The sequence below is a fragment of the Streptomyces sp. NPDC059247 genome (assembly GCF_042754005.1).
GTDB lineage: Bacteria > Actinomycetota > Actinomycetes > Streptomycetales > Streptomycetaceae > Streptomyces.
This window is the reverse complement of record NZ_JBHYZW010000001.1, coordinates 176971-198003: the sequence shown is the minus strand read 5'-3', so window position 1 is coordinate 198003 and position 21033 is coordinate 176971. Positions and strand designations below refer to the sequence as shown.

General features: G+C 71.5%; 19 protein-coding genes and 1 pseudogene. 3 read left to right on the top strand and 17 right to left on the bottom strand.

All coding sequences use genetic code 11. The annotated features are described in order from the left end of the window. Positions 1-186: 186 nt before the first annotated feature. Positions 187-1020 (bottom strand): SDR family NAD(P)-dependent oxidoreductase, encoded by an 834-nt coding sequence (locus ACFXGN_RS00850; RefSeq protein ID WP_384851629.1) that lies wholly within the window; start codon positions 1018-1020, stop codon positions 187-189. A 218-nt stretch (positions 1021-1238) separates the two neighbouring features. Beyond that, entirely contained in the window at positions 1239-1637 is a 399-nt protein-coding gene (locus ACFXGN_RS00845) for a VOC family protein (protein WP_384851626.1), read from the bottom strand. A 125-nt stretch (positions 1638-1762) separates the two neighbouring features. Between ACFXGN_RS00845 and ACFXGN_RS00840 the strand changes: the two genes are divergently transcribed. Continuing rightward, on the top strand, positions 1763-2653 hold the full coding sequence (locus ACFXGN_RS00840) for a LysR family transcriptional regulator (RefSeq protein ID WP_384851624.1): 891 nt from the start codon (positions 1763-1765) through the stop codon (positions 2651-2653). 265 nt (positions 2654-2918) lie between these two features. Here the strand turns inward: ACFXGN_RS00840 and ACFXGN_RS00835 are convergent, their stop codons facing one another. The 9 genes and pseudogenes from ACFXGN_RS00835 to ACFXGN_RS00795 all read right to left on the bottom strand — a co-directional run bounded on the left by ACFXGN_RS00835 (position 2919) and on the right by ACFXGN_RS00795 (position 12406). Next, positions 2919-3932 carry a TIGR03842 family LLM class F420-dependent oxidoreductase gene (locus tag ACFXGN_RS00835; RefSeq protein WP_384851622.1) on the bottom strand — a complete coding sequence of 338 codons (1014 nt, stop codon included), beginning with the start codon at positions 3930-3932 and terminating at the stop codon, positions 2919-2921. Positions 3933-3942: 10 nt separating this feature from the next. Continuing rightward, positions 3943-5334, bottom strand: coding sequence for a dihydropyrimidinase (gene hydA, locus ACFXGN_RS00830; RefSeq protein ID WP_384851620.1), 1392 nt, complete (start codon positions 5332-5334; stop codon positions 3943-3945). A 145-nt stretch (positions 5335-5479) separates the two neighbouring features. Continuing rightward, a pseudogene (locus tag ACFXGN_RS00825) lies at positions 5480-5956 on the bottom strand (amidohydrolase family protein); the annotation flags it as partial. Positions 5957-6049: 93 nt separating this feature from the next. Beyond that, on the bottom strand, positions 6050-7330 hold the full coding sequence (locus ACFXGN_RS00820; RefSeq protein ID WP_384851618.1) for an aspartate aminotransferase family protein: 1281 nt from the start codon (positions 7328-7330) through the stop codon (positions 6050-6052). Then, the gene (locus ACFXGN_RS00815) at positions 7327-8169 is read right to left on the bottom strand and encodes a nitrilase-related carbon-nitrogen hydrolase (protein ID WP_384851616.1); all 843 of its coding nucleotides are present in this window, start codon (positions 8167-8169) and stop codon (positions 7327-7329) included. Before ACFXGN_RS00815 ends, ACFXGN_RS00820 begins: the two co-directional genes overlap by 4 nt. A 298-nt stretch (positions 8170-8467) precedes the next feature. Continuing rightward, entirely contained in the window at positions 8468-9895 is a 1428-nt protein-coding gene (locus tag ACFXGN_RS00810) for a UL36 very large tegument protein (RefSeq protein WP_384851614.1), read from the bottom strand. 105 nt (positions 9896-10000) lie between these two features. Further along, complete coding sequence (locus ACFXGN_RS00805; RefSeq protein ID WP_384851612.1) at positions 10001-10384, bottom strand: PPOX class F420-dependent oxidoreductase; 384 nt, start codon at positions 10382-10384, stop codon at positions 10001-10003. A gap of 10 nt (positions 10385-10394) precedes the next feature. Continuing rightward, complete coding sequence (locus ACFXGN_RS00800; RefSeq protein WP_384851610.1) at positions 10395-11606, bottom strand: alginate lyase family protein; 1212 nt, start codon at positions 11604-11606, stop codon at positions 10395-10397. Positions 11607-12154: 548 nt separating this feature from the next. Then, positions 12155-12406 (bottom strand): helix-turn-helix transcriptional regulator, encoded by a 252-nt coding sequence (locus tag ACFXGN_RS00795; protein WP_366442747.1) that lies wholly within the window; start codon positions 12404-12406, stop codon positions 12155-12157. A 33-nt stretch (positions 12407-12439) separates the two neighbouring features. Between ACFXGN_RS00795 and map the strand changes: the two genes are divergently transcribed. After that, entirely contained in the window at positions 12440-13207 is a 768-nt protein-coding gene (gene map / locus ACFXGN_RS00790; protein ID WP_384851608.1) for a type I methionyl aminopeptidase, read from the top strand. A 321-nt stretch (positions 13208-13528) separates the two neighbouring features. Here the strand turns inward: map and ggt are convergent, their stop codons facing one another. After that, entirely contained in the window at positions 13529-15343 is a 1815-nt protein-coding gene (gene ggt / locus ACFXGN_RS00785; RefSeq protein ID WP_384851606.1) for a gamma-glutamyltransferase, read from the bottom strand. A 106-nt stretch (positions 15344-15449) separates the two neighbouring features. Here ggt and ACFXGN_RS00780 point away from each other — a divergent pair, with 106 nt between their 5' ends. Next, entirely contained in the window at positions 15450-16181 is a 732-nt protein-coding gene (locus ACFXGN_RS00780; protein ID WP_384851604.1) for a hypothetical protein, read from the top strand. On the opposite strand, the gene ACFXGN_RS00775 is transcribed toward ACFXGN_RS00780, so the two are convergent. The 5 genes from ACFXGN_RS00775 to ACFXGN_RS00755 all read right to left on the bottom strand — a co-directional run bounded on the left by ACFXGN_RS00775 (position 16132) and on the right by ACFXGN_RS00755 (position 20989). Continuing rightward, positions 16132-17415, bottom strand: coding sequence for a cytochrome P450 (locus ACFXGN_RS00775; RefSeq protein WP_384851602.1), 1284 nt, complete (start codon positions 17413-17415; stop codon positions 16132-16134). The genes ACFXGN_RS00780 and ACFXGN_RS00775 overlap by 50 nt on opposite strands. A gap of 387 nt (positions 17416-17802) precedes the next feature. After that, on the bottom strand, positions 17803-18657 hold the full coding sequence (locus tag ACFXGN_RS00770; protein ID WP_384851600.1) for an amino acid ABC transporter permease: 855 nt from the start codon (positions 18655-18657) through the stop codon (positions 17803-17805). Then, positions 18654-19298, bottom strand: coding sequence for an amino acid ABC transporter permease (locus ACFXGN_RS00765; RefSeq protein ID WP_384851598.1), 645 nt, complete (start codon positions 19296-19298; stop codon positions 18654-18656). The genes ACFXGN_RS00770 and ACFXGN_RS00765 overlap by 4 nt, the downstream gene beginning before the upstream one ends. 13 nt (positions 19299-19311) lie before the next feature. Beyond that, positions 19312-20229, bottom strand: coding sequence for a glutamate ABC transporter substrate-binding protein (locus tag ACFXGN_RS00760; protein ID WP_384851596.1), 918 nt, complete (start codon positions 20227-20229; stop codon positions 19312-19314). Between the two features lie 13 nt (positions 20230-20242). Beyond that, on the bottom strand, positions 20243-20989 hold the full coding sequence (locus ACFXGN_RS00755; RefSeq protein WP_384851594.1) for an amino acid ABC transporter ATP-binding protein: 747 nt from the start codon (positions 20987-20989) through the stop codon (positions 20243-20245). Positions 20990-21033: the final 44 nt, after the last annotated feature.

The following is a 21033-nucleotide window of genomic DNA, read 5'->3' as shown; positions in this document are numbered from 1 at the left end:
AAACTCACCAAGGAATACCCAAAATTTGTCTTGTTATGGACAAAGAGAGCAAGGCGCCCTCAGAACGCGGCGGATCGCCGTCTCCGCACTGTGGTGGGGTTCCGGTCAGCCGAAGGGAACGCACGAGCCGGGGCTGCGGGCGAAGCCGGGCCACCGTGGGTCGCCGCTCCCGCCCTCGACGGGCGGTCAGGCGGGGGCGGGCGTCGCCTCCTCGGCCGCACGGCTGACGTGCTCCCAGGCCGCCCAGGTGTCCATCCGCTGCCGTGAGAGGTCGAAGGCGAGGTCGTAGACCATGCTGCCGAACAGCAGGCGCAGCGGAGGGTCGTCGCTGGCGACGAGTTTCAGCAGGGCCTGGGCCGCCAGTCGCGGCAGGCTGTCGACCGAGCCGTCCGCCCACTGCCGCTCCAGTTCGGCCCGCAGCTCGGCGTATTCGGGGCGGGGTTCGGTGGACCGGACGCTGGTGTACAGGTCGGTCCAGTATCCGCCCGGCTGCGCGATGCTCACCTTGACGCCGAACTGTGCGGCCTCCTGAGCGAGTGCCTCGCTCAGGCCCTCCAGTGCGAACTTGCTCGCGCTGTACAGGCCGGTCGAGGGGAAGCCGCCGAGTGCGGCGATGCTGGAGATCTGCACGATGTGCCCGGAGCCCTGCCGTCTCAGGAACGGCAGGGCGGCCTGGCTGACCCAGAGCGCGCCGAAGAAGTTCACGTCGAACTGGGCCCGTGCCTGGGCCTCGGTGAACTCCTCGATCATGCCGTTGGACATGAACCCGGCGTTGTTCACCACCACGTCGAGCCTGCCGTGGTGCTCGACGGCCGCGGCGATGCCGGAGAAGACCGCTTCACGGTCGGTCACATCCACGGACAGGGTGAGGAGCCGGCCGGGATGGGCCGCGGCGAGCTCCGAGAGCCCGTCGGTGCTCCTGGAGGCGGTGGTCACCAGGTCTCCGGATTCCAGCGCCGCCCGGGTGAAGGCCTTGCCCAGACCCCGGCTGCCTCCGGTGATGAACCAGACTCGGCTCATGATGTGTCCTTCTTTCGGATGGTCTGCTTCGTAGTGCCGCGCCCCGGGCCGTCCTGGGGCAGTTCGGTGGAGGACGACGTCCAGGACGCGGGCGTCGGGTGTCACTGCGCGCTCGTGGCGCAGGGGCGGCCGGTGCGGATCGGTCGCGGCGCGGCTGAGCACGGCGGCCTTCTCCGGTCGGGCGAGGACCGTCCGCGTGGCTTACGGGATGACGGGCATCAGGCATCGTCCTCGGTGATCCATTCGACGAGCTGGACCACCACCCCGTTGGGGTCGGTGAGTTGGAGGAGCTTCTCGCCCCACGGCTCGGTGCGCAGCGGCATGGTGATGTTCGCCTTCTCCGCGATCAGTCGCTTCTCCTCCGCGGCGATGTCCTCGACGGTGAACGCCACGATGATTCCGCTCGCCCGCTGGTGACGCTGCTCTTCGGGGAGCACTTCGGTGCCGCGGCGCAGCAGGACGAGATCGGCCGCCGCGCTCTGTCCGGTCGAGGAGGTCAGGGAGGCGAAGTCGGTGGTGGTCATGATCTGGCCGAAACCCAGATGCGCGGTGAAGAAGTCTCTGGAGGCGGCCACATCGTCGACGGTCAGTGACACGGTGGATTTGATGATCTTCATGGGGACCCTGTCTCGCACTATCATCGGCTCTCTGACCTGCGAAGCCTCGCATTCCAGGGTCTCCAGGAACAACGGCGAAGGCTGCGACGGTGCGTTAACGCAGAGGTTCACGATCAGGGGGCAGGGTGGAGATCCGGGACATCGAGATATTCCTGACGCTCGCGGACGAGCTCCACTTCGGCAGGACCGCTGACCGGCTGAGGGTGTCGGTGGCCCGGGTCAGCCAGGCGATCAAGAAGCAGGAGCGCGGGGTCGGCGCGAAACTGTTCGACAGGACGAGCCGGTCCGTGCGGCTGACGACGGTCGGCGAGCAGTTGAGGGCGGACCTTCGGCCGGTCTATCAGGGCCTGAGCGAGAGTCTGGAGCGGGCCAGGCTGGCCGCACAGGGGAAGACGGGCGTTCTCCGCATCGGCATGTTGTCCAGCAATGCCTATGATCTGCGGCCCTATTGGGAAGCCTTCCGCGCCCGCCGTCCCGAGTGGGGGCTCCAGATCCGGAACGTGTCTTTCCAGAGACCGTTCGAGCCGCTCCGTACCGGGGAGATCGACGTCCTGGTCTCCTGGCTTCCGGTCGAAGAGCCGGATCTGACCGTTGGACCGGTCCTGTTCACGGAGCCTCGGGTGATGGTGGTGAACCCCGATCACGAACTCGCGGACGCACGTTCGGTGTCCGCCGAGGCGTTCGGCGACCACGGTGTCCTCAAGGGCCCGGACAGTCTGCCGGACTACTGGGAAGACGCCTTCTCACCCTTCCGTACCCCCCGTGGACGCCCCATCGAGCGACGGATAGTCGTACCGAACCTGGACGACCTGTTCACCGTCGTCGGTACGAGCCAGGTCGCCCACACTCTTGGAGCCCACGCCGCCCGGTTTCACGGCCGCCCCGACATCGTGTATCTGCCCGTCCACGACGGACCGCGGCTGAGATGGGGCCTGGTCTGGTCGAGTGACAAGGAGTCCGCCCCGGTCCGGACCCTCGCACAGGTGGTCCGCGACCTGGGTGGCATGACGGGCTGAGGCTTCCTGCGGCTTCCGAGTCGAGGGACCCGAGCCGGACCAGGGGCACATGGTGTGGGCGCACGGCAGGCCTTCTCGTCCGGACGAACGCGGATCACCAGCCTGAACGGGGCCGTGGCCTCGTTCAGGCTGGTGCAACCACCGCCGAAATTCGTGGAGTTGCCGTCGCACCCAGTTCCTGGACCTCGGCCACCTGACCCCGGATGGCCCCGCTAAGACGGGAGCCTCGCCTGCCCGTCCTCGATCGATGTGCCCAGGCTCTTCGTCAGCGGAGGGCGGGGATGACGTCGGAGCCGTACGCGTCGATCGTCCCCTCCCGGTCGTCGTGCATGGCGTAGACGGCGAACTGGTCGACGCCGAGGTCGCGCAGGTGCCGCAGCTTCTCGATGTGGGACGAGGCCGGGCCAAGGAGGCAGAAGCGGTCGACGATGTCGTCGGGGACGAAGGCGGTGTCGGGGTTGTCCGCGCGGCCGTGGTGGGAGTAGTCGTAGCCTTGCCGGTCCTTGATGTACGCGGTCAGGTCCTCCGGGACCATGTCCGAGTGCTCGCCGTACTTGGCGACCAGGTCGGCCACGTGGTTGCCGACCATCCCCCCGAACCACCGGCACTGGTCCCGCGCGTGCGCCAGAGCCTCCGGCGAGTCGTCGGCCGTCACGTACGCCGGGGCGGCCACGCAGATCGTCACCGACCCGGGGTCGCGGCCCGCGTCCTCCGCCGCCCGCCGGACCGCCTTGACCATCCACTCGGTCAGGAAGGGGTCGGCGAGCTGGAGGATGAAGCCGTCCGCCTTCTGCCCGGCCAGCGCGAGCGCCTTGGGCCCGTACGCCGCCATCCATACCGGCAGCTTGCCGTTCTTGATCCAGGGGATGCGGATCGGGTTGCCGTCGACCTCGGCCTCCCGCCCCTCCGCCAGGTCGCGGATGACCTCGATGGCCTCGCCGAGGCGGGCCAGGGTGTTCGGCCTGCGGCCGGCGACGCGCATCGCGGAGTCGCCGCGGCCGATGCCGCACACCGTGCGGTTGCCGTACATGTCGTTGAGGGTGGCGAACGTGGAGGCCGTGACCTCCCACGTACGGGTGCCGGGGTTGGTCACCATCGGCCCGACGTGGAGCTTCGTCGTGTTGGCGAGGATCTGGCTGTAGATGACGAAGGGTTCCTGCCAGAGCACGGCGGAGTCGAAGGTCCAGCCGTAGCGGAAGCCGTTGCGCTCCGCCCGGCGCATCAGCCCCACCACCTGCGAGGCGGGCGGGTCGGTCTGCAGGACGAGTCCGAAGTCCAACGTCGTTCTCCTAGTTCAGATACTGACAGGTGGCGCGCGGGACGAAGGTGCCGTGTCCGGCGCGGCCGACGTACGTGCGCCGGTCGACGACGAGTTCGCCGCGAGAGAGGACCGTCTCCACCCGGCCGGTGACCGTCCTCCCCTCGTACGCGGAGTAGTCCACGTTCATGTGCTGGGTCTCCACGGAGAGCGTCTGCGGGGTGTGCGGGTCGTAGATGACGACGTCCGCGTCCGCGCCCGGCGCGATCGTGCCCTTCTGCGGATAGAGGCCGAACATCCGCGCCGGGGTCGCGCAGGCGATCTCGATCCAGCGGCGGCGCGAGATGTGCCCGTCCACGACCGCCTGGTGGAGCAGGTCCATGCGGTTCTCCACCCCCGGCAGGCCGTTGGGGATCTTCGAGAAGTCGCCGCGCCCGAGGTCCTTCTGCCCGGTGAAGCAGAACGGGCAGTGGTCCGTGGAGACCACCTGGAGGTCGTTGGTCCGCAGCCCCCGCCACAGCGCCGCCTGGTGCTCCCTCGGCCGCAGGGGCGTGCTGCACACGTACTTCGCGCCCTCGAAGCCCGGTTCCGCGAGGTTGCCGGTGGACAGGAAGAGGTACTGCGGACAGGTCTCGCCGAAGACCGGGAGGCCCTTGTCGCGGGCGGTGGCGATCTCCGCGAGCGCCTCCTGCGCCGACACGTGCACGACGTACAACGGGGAACCCGCGACCCGCGCGAGCTGGATCGCCCGGTGCGTCGCCTCCGCCTCCAACAACGCCTTGCGGACCTCCCCGTGATACCGGGGGTCCGTCTCACCCCGGGCCAGGGCCTGCTCGACGAGGACGTCGATCGCGATGCCGTTCTCCGCGTGCATCATGATCAACCCGCCGGTGTCGCCAGCCACCTGCATCGCCCGCAGAATCTGCCCGTCGTCCGAATAGAAGACCCCCGGATACGCCATAAAAAATTTGAACGAGGAAACGCCGATCTCGACCAGCTTCGGCATCTCCCGCAGCGTCGCCTCGTTCACGTCCGAAATGATCATGTGGAACGCGTAGTCGACCGCGCAATTCCCGTCCGCCTTTTCCATCCAGGCATCCAGGCCCGCCCGAAGCGGCTCGCCTTTCGCCTGCACCGCGAAGTCGACGATCGTCGTCGTCCCGCCCCACGCCGCCGCCCGCGTCCCCGTCTCGAACGTGTCCGACGCGAACGTGCCACCAAACGGCAGCTCCATATGCGTATGCGCGTCCACCCCGCCCGGGATCACGTACCTCTGCGAGGCGTCGATCACCCGGTCCGCCGTCCACTCCTGCGTGCCCGGCGCCGCCAGCGCCACCACCCGGCCGTGCTCGATCAGTACATCCGCGTGCACCTCGTCCGCGGCCGTGATCACAAGACCACCGGTAATCAGAGTCCGAGTCATTCCCCAGCCATCCCTTCACACCCACCGCCGAACAGACCACTACCGGCACGGGCCGAGGCCACACCCCCGCCCGCCGGCCCCCTCACGCCGCCGCCTCGCACAGCACACGGCCTACTCCGCTAGAAAACCCCCGGTCACGCGACCGAACGAAACCCTTGAAGGAGGTGACGCCCTCCTGGACCAGCAGGTCCATCTCCTTGAGCGTGTGTTCGTTGACGTCGGAGAGGATCATGTGGAACGCGTAGTCGATCGCGCAGTTGCCGTCGGCCTTCGCGTACCAGGTGTCGAGGCCCTCGCGCAGGCTCCGGCCGACGGTCTGGACGGCGAAGTCGACGATCGTGGTCGTCCCGCCCCAGGCCGCCGCCCGTGTCCCCGTCTCGAAGGTGTCCGAGGCGGACGTGCCGCCGAAGGGCAGTTCCATGTGGGTGTGGGCGTCGACGCCGCCGGGCAGCACGTAGCGGTCGGTGGCGTCGAGGACGCGCGCGTCCGTCCAGCCGGCCGCCGCGTCCGAGCCGGTGGCCGCGAGGGCGACCACCCGGCCGTCCTCGATCAGCACGTCGGCATGGAGTTCGTCGGCGGCGGTGACGACGAGGCCGCCCCGGATGACGGTACGGGTACTCACGGAGTCTCCCTGCTCGTGGGGCGGTACGACGGGGGGTGTTGTACGACGGGTGGTGCCCGGGGGCGCGCTGCCGCCGGGCACCACCGGTGCGGGCTACAGGCTCCGCAGCGCGCTTTCGAGGGCCGCCGCGCCCTCTTCCGCCTCCGCGACGGTGAGCGAGAGCGGCGGGGCGATCCGCAGGGTGCTGGTGTTGTGGCCACCGCCCTTGCCGATGAGCAGACCGTTCTCCCGGGCGGCCTCCAGGACCGCGGCGGCGGCGTCCGGGTTCGCCCGGTCGGTGCCCGGTTCGGTCAGCTCGATGCCGATCATCAGGCCCCGGCCGCGCACCTCACGTACCGCCTCGACCCCGGCGCAGACCGCCCTGATCCGCTCGATGAGCAGACCGCCGACCCGGCGCGCGTTGCCCTGGAGGTCGTGCTCCAGGAGGTACGAGAGGTTGGCGAGGCCCGCCGCCATCGTGACGGGCGAACCGCCGAAGGTGGAGATCGAGTGGGCGTCGAGGCCGTTCATGATCTCGGCGCGGGCGACGACACCGCCGACGGACATGCCGTTGCCGATGCCCTTGGCGAAGGTGAGGACGTCGGGCGGACCGGCCTGTCCGTGCGCCTGCCAGCCCCAGAAGTTGTCGCCGGTACGGCCCCAGCCGGTCTGCACCTCGTCGGAGATCCACAGGATGCCGTGCCGGTCGAGGACCCGGCGGAAGGCCGCGTAGAGGCCGTCGGGCGGGGAGGTGAAGCCGCCGACGCCCTGCACGGGTTCGGCGATCAGCGCGGCGACGTCCCGGGTGTGCCCGAGGAGGTCTTCGAGGTCGGCCACGCAGGCGTCGACGAACCGTTCGTCGGTGTACTGGGCGTACGGCCCCCGGGTGCGGACGCCGCCGTGCACGTACAGGGTCTGGAGCGGGGAGAGCCCGGTCGGCGACCAGGCGCGGTTGCCGGTGATGCCGACGGTGGAGAAGGAACGGCCGTGGTAGCTGTTCCGCATCGCCAGGATCTGGTTCGAGCGGCGGTGGGCGGTGGCGAGGAGCAGCGCCGTGTCGTTGGCCTCGGTGCCGGAGGTGGTGAAGAAGACGCGGGCGTCGGGGATGCCGGACAGTCCGGCGATCCGCTCGGCCAGTTCCACCATCGGCCGGTTGAGGTAGAGGGTGGAGGAGTGGATGATGCGTCCGGCCTGCTCGGCGACGGCCTTGGTGACCTCGGGCAGGGCGTGCGCGGTCATCGTGGTGAGGATGCCGCCGAAGAAGTCGAGGTACTTCCGGCCCTCGGCGTCCCAGACGTGCCTGCCCTCGCCGTGGGTGATCTCGATGGGGTCGCGGTAGTAGAGGGCGACCCAGTCGGGGAGGACGGCCTTGTGCCGTTCGTACAGGCCGCTCACGGGCGCACCAGCCCCTCGTACGCGTCGGGGCGGCGGTCCCGGTAGAAGGCCCACTGCTGTCTGACCTCCTCGATCAGCCCGAAGTCGAGGTCGCGGACGACGAGTTCCTCTTCCTTGTCGGAGGCGACGTCGCCGACGAACCGGCCGCGCGGGTCCACGAAGTAGCTGGTGCCGTAGAAGTCGTTGTCGCCGTACTCCTCGACGCCGACACGGTTGATGGCGGCGACGAAGTACTCGTTGGCGACGGCGGCGGCGGGCTGCTCCAACTGCCAGAGGTGGGCGGAGAGTCCCCGATGGGTTGCCGAAGGGTTGTAGACCAACTTGGCTCCGTTGAGGCCGAGTTGGCGCCAGCCCTCGGGGAAGTGCCGGTCGTAGCAGATGTAGACGCCGATACGGCCGACGGCGGTGTCGAAGACCGGCCAGCCCGCGTTGCCGGGACGGAAGTAGTACTTCTCCCAGAAGCCCTTGACCTGGGGGATGTGGTGCTTGCGGTACTTGCCGAGGTAGCTGCCGTCCGCGTCGATCACGGCGGCGGTGTTGTAGTAGAAGCCCTCGCTCTCGACCTCGAAGACCGGCACCACGATCACCATGCCGGTCTCGCGGGCGAGGTCCCGCATACGGGAGACGGTGGGGCCGTCCGGGACCGGCTCGGCCCAGCGGTAGTGCTCGGGCTCCTGGACCTGGCAGAAGTAGGGGGCGTTGAACACCTCCTGGAATCCGATCACCTTGGCGCCCCGCCGGGCGGCCTCCCGGGCGTGCTCCTCATGTTTGGCGATCATGGATTCGGTGTCACCGGTCCAGGTGGCCTGGACGAGCGCGGCGCGGACGACATCGGTCATGAGCTGCTCCTTCGGCACGGCGTCAGAGAGCCTCTACGCACGTAGACGCGGTACGTAGGAGGAGAACGTAAGCCCCGTCACACCCCGGAGCAAGACCGCCGCCGCGAAGCGGCCGGGTCGATCATGTTTCATACCCGAGTGGTCCACGTCGGACACGTACCGACACGGGGCGACACCTCGTGGCAGCGGGACGCCCCGGGCCGGACGCCCGCGGGGACCGGCGCCCGACGGCCTCTCCGGCGCCCGTGGGCCACCGGCTCCTCGGGCCACCGACCCCCTTCCGCGCGTCCGCGCCGGGTCACGTCCCCGCGAGGCCCGCCACCCGGAAGGCGTGCAGCAGGTCGCGCTCCCGGGCCACGGACACCGCGCGGGCCGCCGCGAGCAACTGCGGGACGAGTCCGCGCGGGTCCGCGCCCGCGAGCCGGGCCGCGTCCCCCGGCGCGCGGACCCGGACGAAGGCGGTGAGCAGCGTGTGGGCCTCCCGGTGGTGGTGCTCGGCCCGCAGGGCGGCGCACGCCCCGGCCAGTTCCTCGACGGGCCGCGCCACGCCCTGGCGCAGCAGCAGCTCGCAGTCGGCGGGGCGGCCCGCGTCGGCGAGAGCCCCGGCGACGGCGGCGAGCCGGGCGGGCGGCAGCGAGGCCGCCTCCCAGAGCAGGGTGGACCAGTCGGCCGCGAGTCCGGCGCGGCGCAGTTCCTCCGCGAGGGCGGGGAGCCGGGCGGGCGGTCCGCTCAGCGCCTCGCAGAGCAGGGCGTGCGCCTCGCCGGTACGGCCCTGGGCGCGGAGCCGCCGGAGCGCGTAGACGGCGTTGGCGGCGGCGCGGGTGTCGTCCTCGGTGAAGGCGGCCGGAGGGGCGGCGGGGGCCGGGTCCCGTTCGGGGGCGGGCGCGCCCCCGAAGCGGGCCCCGCGCGGCGCCGCTCCCCCGGCGGGGAGCACGGGCAGGGGCGCGGGCTCCGATCCCTCCGTGGCGCGGCCCGCGCGGCTGCCGCCGTCGCCGCGCCCGCCTCCGTGCCTGGACCCGCTTCCGTCCCCGTGGCCGTCACCGGGACCGTGACCGGGACCGTGACCGACGCCGTCCCCGTGTCCGACACCATCCCCGTGACCGTCACTGCCCCCGTGGTCGTCGCCGTCCGTGTGACCGTCGCTGTCCAGCCAGGCGTAGCGCGCGCCCCGGGGTCGCCGGGCGGGCCGCGTCCGGGGTCCGGCGGGAGTGGGAGGCGGGGCGAGGGCCGTCAGACGGGCCGTCAGGTCGGCGATCCTGGCGGTGGCGCGGGCGTGGTCGTCCCGGACCCAGGCCAGGTCGTGTTCCAGACGGGCCGTCGCCGCCGGGCCCGGTGGCGGGTCGGCCCGGAGGGACCGTTCGAGGTCGCGGGCGCGGGACTCGGCGTACCGGCGTTCGCGCTCCATCAGGTCCCGGAGTCCGGCCAGGGCGTCCGCGCCGCCGGGCCTCCGGTCGCGGGCGGCGACGGCCTCCTCGTACAGCTTCCTGCCCCGGGTGGCGAGCGGTCCTCCGGCGTCCTCGCCGGTGTCCCGGAGGAGGGAGCCGATCACGTCCCAGGGCGGGATCTCCGTCCCTTCGAGGCAGGCGCGCATTCCCTCCGGGTCGCGCGCGGTGAAGATTCCGTACCAGCCCCCGCTGGCGGGGAGGCGCTCCACGAGGGTGGTCAGCCAGCGGGTGAACGCGGCTGTCCCCGTCCCCGTCTCCGTGGATGGTCGAGTCCTCGTCATGTGTCACGCACCTGCCCCGCGGTCGACTGGAGCTTCCGGCCCGCGGGTATCGGACCACAGGTGTGTTACGGGGCGGCTACGGAGGGTTTTCCCGCAGGTGGCCGCTCAGTCGAAGGTCACGACGATCCCGGCGTGCGGGCGCTTACCGAAGCGGGCGAGGGTGGCGGGCAGGTCCAGGAGCCAGAACTGCCAGGTGTACTTGCGGGACAGCAGCCGCCGGACGCGGCGCATGTCCTCCCCTTCGACGAGGCGGGCCCGGCCGGTGAAGCGCCCGGCGGTGTCCGCGACGTTCCCGCGCATGTCGCAGGCGGCGGCCTCCACCCTCGGGTCGACGCGCAGCCGCTTGACCTTCCAGGAGTCGGCCCGGGTCCAGACGTACAGTTCGTCGCCCTCCACCGCGTACCAGACGGGCGTGGCGACCCCGGTGCCGTTCTTGCGGTACGTGGTCAGGCTGACGTAGCGGCCGTGCCGCAGCTCTTCGGGCATCATGGCCGCGAGCCTATGCGGGGGTCGGGTTCGAGGCGTGGGTCAGGGTCTCCCAGGCGACGAAGAGGTCGTCCGTGCCGCCCGGCCGCTGGCTGGCGGCCAGCTTCTCGGTCTGCGGGAGCCTCATGCCCATCCGTCCTTCGAGGTGGTTGAGGGCGACCTCGACGTCCGGGCCCATGGTCCGTTCGATCCTGCCGCCGCACAGCCACTTCGGCGGGGTCGCGCCGAGCTGGTAGCGGGCGTGGAACTCCAGGGCGGCGCCGATCCGTTCGGCCTCCTCGCGGTAGAGGTCGAGCCCCTGGTGCCAGGCCGTCTCGGCGATGTGCGCGGTGGCGGCGAGCGAGTAGCCGATGTGCATGAGGTTGCGGCAGGTCTCCTGGCCGATCCCGTCGGCGTAGGTGCGCTGGCCGAACCAGTAGGTGGCCAGTTCGTCGGGGGTGTCGATGGTGCCGCCGGGCGGCGGCTTGGGCAGGGCGCCGTCGGACGCGAGGTAGAAGTAGGCGGGGACCCGCGCGCGGAAGCGCCGTACCGCGTCCTCGAAGACCGTACGGTCCTCCAGGAAGACCGCCATCCCGATGGCGGCGTCGGTCATCGCCAGTTCCCAGTTGCCGTTGTAGTCGGGGACCTTGGCGGTGACGTCGGGCAGGTACGCCTTGCGCAGCATCCACTTGAACCGCTGGACGGCGGGGCCGCCCCAGGCGGGATAACCGGAGTGCACGATCTCGGCGGCGCGCGCCCAGGAGGAGCCGGACCAGGCGGTCTGGAGGTCGGCGTCGTCGCGGGTGTGCTCCTTCACCGTCGCCGACCAGGCGTCCATGATCTCCACGGCCTTGGCGGCGTGCGCGGCCCTGCCGGACACCGACCACATGAGGGCGTGGGTGTAGGCGGCGATGGCGTCCCCGCGCTCGGCGACGCAGGCGTCCGTCCCGGCGTTGGAGGCGCAGGCGACGACCTTCGCGGGGTGGGGTACGTAGTCGAGGGAGGCGTACGGGCTGCCGCTCATCGCCCGGTAGGCGGAGGCCCAGGGCTCCTCTCCGGCGGCGACGTGGCGGCGCACCGCCGCGAGCTGGGCGCCGCCGACGAGGACGCCGGGGTGCCGGAACCGCGCGGGGGCGACGCCCTCGGGCGGGGTCCGGGCGCCGGTGTCCCCCGCACCGCAGGCGGTCCCCAGCAGGAGCAGGGGGCCGAGGAACGCGGCGAGGAGGGCCTTCTGTCGACGGTGCACGGCTCCACGCTGGCCGAGGGCCCGCCCCGACGCATCCGGGACTAGGCCACGGGAGGACGGGGCGGAAGTCGGAGTGTCCGGAGGCCGAGGGCGGGGTTCCGGCGCGGGCGGCGGGGTCTGGGCAGTGACCGGGCCTGGGCCGGTGATCCCGGACGGCCTCCGGGTCGGGCAGGCGGGGGCGGGGCTTCGACCGGGGACGGTCACCGGGCCGCCGGGCCGCTACGAGGAGGGCTGCCGTCGTACGGGGGGTAGCGCGGCGCCGGAAGGGCCGGGCAGGTCCCGGTGCGGGCCCCCTGGGTGCCCGAGAGGCCGTCAGGTATCGGCGCGACGGGCGCGGGACCCGCGTCGGTTCCCCGCCGGGGAGCGACCGGGCCGGTCAAGGGCGGTCCGGGTCCGGTGGCGTCCGAGAGCGACGGGAGGGGTGCCGGGCCCGGGGGCGTCCGCAGTGAGCCCTCCCGCTCGTAGGGGTCTCGTCGGTCGGTCGGGCCCTCGCGGCGGTCCCGCGCGATCGGCGGGACGCCTCCCGGCGGACACCGCTCCTCCTCGGGTCAGACGGGTACGAAGACGCAGCGGGTGATCAGTTCGTCCATCGACAGGCCGAGGACCCCGGCGAGGGCCGCGACGGTGAAGAAGGCGGGGGTCGGGGCCCGGCCGGTCTCGATCTTGCGGAGGGTCTCGGCGGACAGTCCCGCGGCGGCGGCGATCTCGGCCATGGACCGGTCGCCGCGCGATTCGCGCAGGAGACGGCCGAGCCGCTCGCCGCGCTCGCGCTCTTCTGGGGTCAGGGGTGTGCGCACCATGCGACCCATTCTAATACCGGTATAGTAATTGGCATGGTGGAGATCAAGACGAACGAGAACCTGGCGGCGATGCGCGAGTCGGGCCGGGTCGTGGCCCGTGCCCTCGCGGCCGTACGGGAGAAGGCGGCGCCCGGCGTCCCCCTGACCGAGCTGGACCGGGTCGCGCGGGAGGTCCTGGACGCGGCGGGCGCGGGCTCGCCCTTCCTCGGCTACCGCCCGGAGTGGGCGCCCGTGCCGTTCCCGGCGGTCGTGTGCGTCTCCGTGAACGACGCGATCGTCCACGGCATCCCGGACGGGGCCCGGCTGGCCCCCGGCGACCTGGTCTCGGTGGACTGCGGGGCGACGCTGGGCGGCTGGGCGGGCGACTCGGCGGTCAGCTTCACGGTGGGACCGGCCGCGCCGGAGGACGCCCGGCTGGTCGCCACGGCGGGGAAGGCCCTGGAGGCGGGCATCGCGGCGGCCGTCGTCGGCAACCGGATCGGCGACATCGCGCACGCGATCGGCCGGGTCTGCCGGGCCGCCGGGTACGGCATCCCGGACGGCTTCGGGGGCCACGGGATCGGCCGCGCGATGCACGAGGACCCGGGCGTCCCCAACGAGGGACGGCCCGGCCGGGGGATGAAGCTGCGGCACGGCATGGTGCTGGCGATCGAGCCGATGCTGATCGGCGGCGGCACGGACGACCACTACACGGCGAGCGACGGCTGGACGATCCGCACCCTGGACGGCTCGCGCGCCTCGCACGCCGAACACACGGTGGCCGTCACCGACGCGGGCCCCCGGGTGCTGACGGCCCTGTAGGCACGGCCCCACAGGGGTGCCCGGAAGGGTCCCGGAAGGGGCGACCCCGCCAGGGCGGCCCCTCCGGTCGGGCGGACCCGTGCGGGGCCTGGCCCGTAGGGGACATCCCCGCCGGGACAGGACCCGTAGGGGTACGTCCCTCAGGAGCACGTCCCTCAGGGGTACGCCCCCGGAGGTGCCCCCAGGGGTACGTCTCCCAGAGGGACCGGCCCCGCAGGAGACCGACCCCATCGGGACACCACCCGTAGGGACACCCTCAGGAAGGAAGGCCGCGGGAAACTCCCTCAGGGACACGGCTCCCCGAGGGCCCCCGACTCCGGCCTACTTCCCCGCGGGCCTCACCACCATCGCCGAGCCGCCGCCCCTGCGGACCGGCTCCGCCGCCGCGAGCCAGCGGCCGTCCGGCAGGCGCTGCACGCCCGTCGCCGCGCCGATCTCCGGGTTCTGCCGGAAACCGTGCCCGATGGCCTCCAACCGGGCCCTGACCGGGCTGTTCCAGAGGGCCGGTTCGAGTTCGGTGGTCGCCTGGTTGCGCTGGCTGGCGCGGGGCGCGGCGATGGCGTCCACGAGCGGCAGCCCCCGGTCGAGGACCCCGGTGAGCGTCTGCAGGACGGTGGTGATGATGGTCGCGCCGCCCGGGGAACCGAGGGCGAGGACGGGCCGGTCGTGTCCGTCGAGGACGATCGTCGGGGAGATCGAGGAGCGCGGGCGCTTGCCGGGTCCGGGCAGGTTCGGGTCGTGGACGGCCGGGTTCGCCGGGGCGAAGGAGAAGTCCGTCAGCTCGTTGTTGAGCAGGAAGCCCCGGCCGGGCACGGTGATGCCGCTGCCGCCGGTGGACTCGATGGTGAGGGTGTAGGCGACGACGTTGCCCCACTTGTCGGCCACGGTGAGGTGGGTGGTGTTCTCGCCCTCGTACGTGGTCGGGGCCGCCGTCCCGCCGGGCGCGCACGGCACCGGGCTGTTCGGGTCGCCGGGCGCGAGCGGACTCGTGAGGACGGCGTCGTCGCGGATCAGGCAGGCCCGGGAGTCCGCGAACCGCTGGGAGAGCAGGCCCCGGGTCGGCACGGACTCGAAGGCCGGGTCGCCGACCCAGCGGCCCCGGTCGGCAAAGGCGATCCGGCTGGCCTCGATGTACCGGTGCAGATAGCGGGCCTCGGAGGCGGCGGAGAGGTCGGTGCCCTCCAGGATGTTGAGGGCCTCGCCGACGCTCGTGCCGCCGGAGGAGGACGGCGCCATGCCGTACACGTCGAGGCCCCGGTAGCCCACCTTCGTCGGCTTGCGGAACTCGGTCCGGTACGCGGCGAGGTCACGCTCCGTCAGATCGCCGGGGCGCACCTTGCGGGTGGCGCCCTCGCGCACCGGGGGCTTGCGCACCGTGTCGACGATGTCCCGGGCGAGCGGCCCCCGGTAGAGCGCGCCGACGCCCTCGCGTCCCAGCTTCTCGTACGTACGGGCCAGGTCCGGGTTCTTGAAGGTGGAGCCGACCACGGGCAGTTGACCGCCGGGCAGGAAGAGCGCGGAGGTCGCGGGGAAGTCGCGGAAGCGGGCCTCGTTGCCCGCGGTCTGGGAGCGGAAGGTGGCGTCGACGGTGAAGCCGTCGCGCGCCAGGCGTTCCGCCGGTTCGAGCAGGGCGCCGAGCCGCTCGGTGCCCCAGGCGTCGAGGACGGTGCGCCAGGTGGCCGGGGTGCCGGGGGCGCCGACGCCGAGACCGCTGGTCTGGCCCTCCTCGAAGGGGATGGGCGCGCCGTTCTCCAGGAACAGGCCGGGTCCGGCGGTGCGGGGCGCGGTCTCGCGTCCGTCCACGGTGTGCACCGTACGGCTCCGGGCGTCGTAGTAGACGAAGTAGCCGCCGCCTCCGATGCCCGCCGAGTAGGGCTCGGTGACGCCGAGGGCCGCCGCGACGGCGACGGCCGCGTCGACGGCGTTGCCGCCCTTGCGCAGGACCTCCACACCGGCGGCCGAGGCGTCGGCGTCCACGCTGGCGACGGCCCCGCCGTACCCGGCGGCCACCGGCGTCTTGGCGGGCGGGCCGGGCGGGGCGCCCGGCGGGGACGGGGCCGGGACGGCGGCCCCCATCGAGAGCACCGTCACCGCGACGGCGAGAACCGAGACCTTGCCAGCGGCGGAGCCACGCATTCCCTACCTCCACAGTCAACAACCGTCCGCGCAGCGTAACTTCCCGGGGGCGCCCGCGTCAGGACCGCCTCGAACGAAAGGGTGTTCCCCGCTACCATGCGCGCCCATGAACGAAGACCTGCGCAACATCGTGCTCGGGGTCCTCGCGACGGGGGTCAGCGCGTCGTTCGGCTGGCTGGGCCGTACGTACTTCTGGCGGCGCAAGCTCCGGCGCAAGCGGGACTTCTTCGGCCTGCCGGGGAGTTCCGAGTGCCTGCTGGTGGTCAACAAGGAGGCGGGCGGCAGTGGCGCGGTGCACCGCTTCGACGTCTTCGCCCTCCTCGAACTCTGCTCGCTCATCAAGGAGTGCGGGGCGCACGCCCGCATCCTGTCGCACGACCAGGCGCACCAGGGCTTCGGCGACCGGACGGAGTTCTGCGTCGGCGGACCGGGGTCGAACAGACGGACCGCCGCCCATCTGGCGACGCTGCTCCCGGGGCTGACCGTGAACGTGGACGCGGAGCGGGGCCCCGACCAGGGCTCGTTCGTGATCGGGACGGAGCGGTACCGGATGGACGCGGGCACGGAGGAGTACGTGATCCTCGCCCGGCTCATGGCGGGCGAGGAGTGCCGGCCGGTCTTCCTCTTCTGCGGCCAGCGGGCCATCACCAACCAGGCGGCGACCCGCTATCTGGCCCGCCACTACGAGCGGTTGGCCCGCCGGTACCGGTCCGGCTCGTTCGTGCTGCTCCTGAAGGTGGTGAACTCTCGGGCGTACGGCCCCGACGTGGTGGAGCTGATGGCGGACGTCACGGTCCCGGCGCGGACGGCTCCCGCAGTCGCACCGGCAGCGACTTGAGGCCGTTGACGAAGTGGGAGACCAGCCGCCGGGGCGGCCCGGCAAGTTCGACTCCGCCGCAGGCAAGGCGTAACTCCTCGTAGAAGACGTGGAGTTGGAGGCGAGCGAAGTGGGCTCCGAGGCAGATGTGCGGTCCGTCGCCGAAGGAGACGTGCGGGTTCGGGCTCCGGCCGAGGTCGAGACGGTGCGGGTCGGGGAAGACGTGCTCGTCGTGGTTGGCGGAGGCGTGGAAGACGACGACCTTGTCGCCGCGCCGGATCGCCCGCCCGGCGAGTTCGGTGTCGCGGGCGGCGGTGCGACGGAAGGAGAGCACGGGCGGGTGGAAGCGCAGGAGTTCGTCCACGGCCGTTCCGGTGCCGACCTCGCCGCGCCACCAGCGCGCCTGTTCGCCGGGGTGTCCGGCGAGGGCGAGCAGGCCGCCGGGGACGGCGCTGCGGACGGTGTCGTTCCCGGCGACGGTCAGCAGGAAGAAGAACATCTCCATTTCGGCGTCGGCGAGTTCGGAGGCGGCGAGGACGCTCATGACGTCGTCGGCGGGCCGGGTCCGTTTATGGGCGGCCAGCTCCTGGGCGTAGGCGAACATCTCGGCCAACTGGCCCGGTGAGCGGGGGTTGACGGGCTCTCCCCGCGCGTCGAGGACGGGCGGCTGGTCGGGGTCCTGGTAGGCGATGACCCGTTCGGTCCAGGTGTGGAGCAGCCTCCGGTCGGCCGCGGGGACGCCGAGCAGATCGGCGAGGTTGAGCAGGGCGTAGTCGTCGGTGACGGTCCGGACGAGGTCCACGGTCCCGCCGGGACCGCCGGTGTCGACCGCGTCGGCGAGGAGCCGCCGGGCCCGTTCGCGGGCGGTGTCGGTGAAGCGCGCGATCCGGCCGGGGGTGAAGGCGCGGCTGACGAGCCGCCGCAGCCTGCCGTGCCCCGGCGGGTCCTGATTGAGCATCATGCGCCGGATGAACGGCAGGTCGGCGGGGTCGGGGTCGCGGATCTGGGTGGCGCCGAGGTACGAGGAGTACGTGGCGGAGTCCTTGAGCACCCGGACGACATCGGCGTGCCGGGTGACGGCCCAGAAGCCGGGCCCCTCGGGCCAGCCCAGGACGCCCGGCTCCGCCTGTCGGGCGACGGGCGCCCGGTCGCGCAGGAGGCGGAAGCGCGCGTGGGGGATGCCCTCGGCGTAGATCCTGGGGTCGAAGACGTCGGGGACACCCCCCGGGTCTCCCGCGACGCCTTCCGGGGCCATGCTCTCCACCGTGCCTCCCGTGCCTCCCGTGACACCCTCCGACCCGCTCCGGAGCCGTGCTCCCCGCCAGGCTTCCGCGACGCCCCCGGCGGCCCGGGGCCGTACCCATCATGCCGGGCGGGGGCGGCGTGACGGTCCTCTTCCCGGTGGGTAGGCCCGACCAGATCATCACCCGCACGTAACTCACCGGGCGGCTCCCTGAGGTGAGACGCCCGGCTACCGTCGGGGCACTGTGGTCGTCGACGCCGTCGATCCGCTGTGCATCGAGCACGACCCGACCGGCGCGCAGCTGACCTTCTCCTCTCCCCCGGCCGACCCGTCGTGCGTGTCGGTACCGCTGCGGAAGGAGTGATCACCGGCTGCTGCCGGGCGGGTGAGGGTCCGCCGCTACCGTCCCGGCAGCAGCGTCTCCGGTTCGGCCGGGGCCACTCCCACGGCCTCCGTCTTCGGACTGCGCCGCTCCCTCCTTGCCACCCAGGTGGCGAACCACGAGAGCACCATGCACATGCCGATGTAGATCGGCGAGATCACCATGACCACCGGGATGAACGGCAGGTCGTAGTCGAGGTTCGATGCGATCAGCTTGCCCGCGTGCAGGAACTCCTCGTAGGTGATGAGGTATCCCAGCGAGGTGTCCTTGAGGGCCACCACCAACTGGCTGATGATCGCGGGCAGCATCGCCCGGACCGCCTGCGGCGCCAGGACGTAGGTCATGACCTGCGTCTTGCGCATCCCGAGCGCGTACGCCGCCTCGCCCTGGCCCCGTGCGACGGCGTGGATGCCGGTACGGAAGACCTCGGCGAGGACCGAGCCGTTGTAGAGGGCCAGTCCGGCGACCAGCGCGGGCAGCGGCTGCACCTTGAGCGCCACGAAGATGAAGAAGATCATCACGAGCACCGGCATGGCGCGGAAGAACTCGACGATCAGCGTCGACACCCAGCGCACCGGACGGTGTTCGGAGAGGCGTCCGACGGCGAGGACGGCACCGAGGACGAGCGAGAGCACCGAGGCGTAGGCGAAGGCCTTGAGGGTGTTCGCCAGTCCCTGGAGCAGCAGTTCCTGGATGCCCTTGTAGAGGAAGGGCGACCACTTGGTGGAGGTGAACTGGTCGTTGGCGAAGAGGAGGTAGAGGATCCAGCCGGCCAGCGCGAGGATCAGCGCGGTGGAGACCAGTCCGTAGATCAGGTGGCGTCGCCGGGCGTGCGGACCGGGGACGTCGTAGAGGGCGGTGGACTCGGTCATCGGGCGACTCCCCAGTGCTTCTCCAAGAGGTGGAAGAGGGCGCTGATGGTGAGGGTGATGATCAGGTAGCCGACGGCGATCCAGACGAAGGTCCAGACGATGTCGTAGCCGAGTTCGCTGAGCGTCTTGTAGGTGCCGAGGAGTTCGGTGACGCTGAACGCCCCGGCGATGGCGGAGTTCTTGGCGAGCGCGATCAGGGTGGAGCCGATCGGCGGGATGACCGTGCGGAACGCCTGGGGCAGCACGACCGTGCCGAGCGTCTGGGTGAAGGTCATGCCGAGGCTGCGGGCCGCCTCGCCCTGGCCGCGCGGCACCGTGTTGATCCCGGAGCGCAGCACCTCGCAGATGAAGGCCGAGGTGTAGCAGCCGAGCGCGAGGACCGCGAACAGCTCGAAGGGCAGGACGAGTCCGAAGCGGGGCAGGCCCAGCATGACGGCGAAGAAGAGCAGGGTCAGCGGGGTGTTGCGCAGGAGGGTCACCCAGACCGTGCCGAAGACCCGGAAGGAGCCGACGGGCGCGACCCGGAAGGAGGCCATCAGGAAGCCCAGCACCAGGGCGAGGGCCGAGGAGTAGACGGTGAGTTCGACGGTGCCGAGGAAACCCTTGCCGTAGAGCGAGAAGTTGTCGGTCAGGACGTCCATGGGGTTCCTCCGGTCAGCTCGCCGGGTAGCGGTCGATGGGCGGCGGCTGGGGGGCGGGGACCCCGGAGAGGCCGAGGGTCGCGTCGTACGCCTTCTTCCAGTCGCCGTTCTTCTCGTGGACGGCGAGGGCGTCGTCGAGGGCGAAGCGCAGCGCGTTGTCGTCGCGCGGGACTCCGATGCCGTACGGCTCCTCGGAGAACGGCTTGCCGACGACCTTCAGTTCGTTCGGTACCTTGGCTGCGTAGCCCATGAGGATGGTGTCGTCGGTGGTCACCGCGTCGACCTGATAGGTCAGCAGGTTGTCGACACAGGCCGAGTAGGTGTCGTAGGCGACGAGTTGGGCCTTCGGGTAGTCCTTCTCGATCCGCTGGTACGGGGTCGAACCGGTCGCCGAGCAGACGCGCTTGCCCGCCAGGTCCTGGGGGCCGTCGATGTCGTGCTCGTCGGTGCGGACCAGGAGGGACTGGCCCGCCAGGTAGTAGGGCCCGGCGAATCCGACGAGCTTCTTGCGGTTGTCGTTGATGGTGTAGGTGCCGACGTAGTAGTCGATCTGGCCGTTCTGCAGGGCGGTCTCGCGGTTGGCGGAGGCGATCGTACGGAAGTCGGTGCCCGCCGGGTCGAAGCCGAGGGAGGCCGCCATCATCTTGGCGATCTCGATGTCGAAGCCGGAGTAGCGGCCGGTCGCGGGGTCCTTCTCCCCCATGTACGGCTGGTCCTCCTTGGCTCCGACGATCAGCCGGCCGCGCTTCTTCGCCCGCTCCCAGGTGGGTGAGGCGGGCAGGGTGAAGGACGACTGGACCCGGTAGACGGGGAGTTGGTCGGGCTGCGGGCCCTTCACGGGCGGGCTGCCCTCCCTGCCGCAGCCGCCGAGCGCCGCCGTCACGGCGAGCAGCAGGGCGAGCGGGGTCAGGGTTCGGCGCGTGCGCTGCATGGTCGCCCGCCCCTCAGTGCTTCAGGATCTTGGAGAGGAAGTCCTTGGCGCGCTCGCTGCGCGGGGCGGTGAAGAAGTCCTCCGGCGCGCGGTCCTCGACGATCTTCCCGTCGGCCATGAAGACGACCCGGTTGGCCGCCGAGCGGGCGAAACCCATCTCATGGGTGACGACCACCATCGTCATGCCCTCCTGGGCGAGTTGCTGCATGACTTCGAGGACCTCGTTGATCATCTCCGGGTCGAGGGCCGAGGTCGGCTCGTCGAAGAGGAGCGCCTTGGGGTCCATCGCGAGGGCGCGGGCGATGGCCACGCGCTGCTGCTGGCCGCCGGAGAGCTGGGCCGGGTACTTGTCGGCGTGCGCGGCGAGCCCCACCCGGTCGAGGAGTTCGCGCGAACGCCGGTCGGCCTCCTCCTTCTTGCGCTTGCGGACCTTGATCTGCGCGAGGGAGACGTTGGCGAGGACGGTCTTGTGCGCGAAGAGGTTGAACGACTGGAAGACCATGCCGACTTCGGCGCGCAGCCGGGCGAGTTCCTTGCCCTCCTCGGGCAGTGGCTGCCCGTCGATCAGGATCTCGCCGGACTCGACCCTCTCCAGACGGTTCATCGCCCGGCAGAGGGTGGACTTGCCGGAGCCGGACGGGCCGATGACGACGACCACCTCCCCCCGGCCGATGGTGAGATCGATGGACTGGAGGACGTGCAACGTGCCGAAGTGCTTGTTGACGTCACGCAGTTCGATCAGAGGATCGACGACGGCCATACGCTGCCCTGCCCCATTTCTCAGCGGTGTCGAGTCAGCGCAAA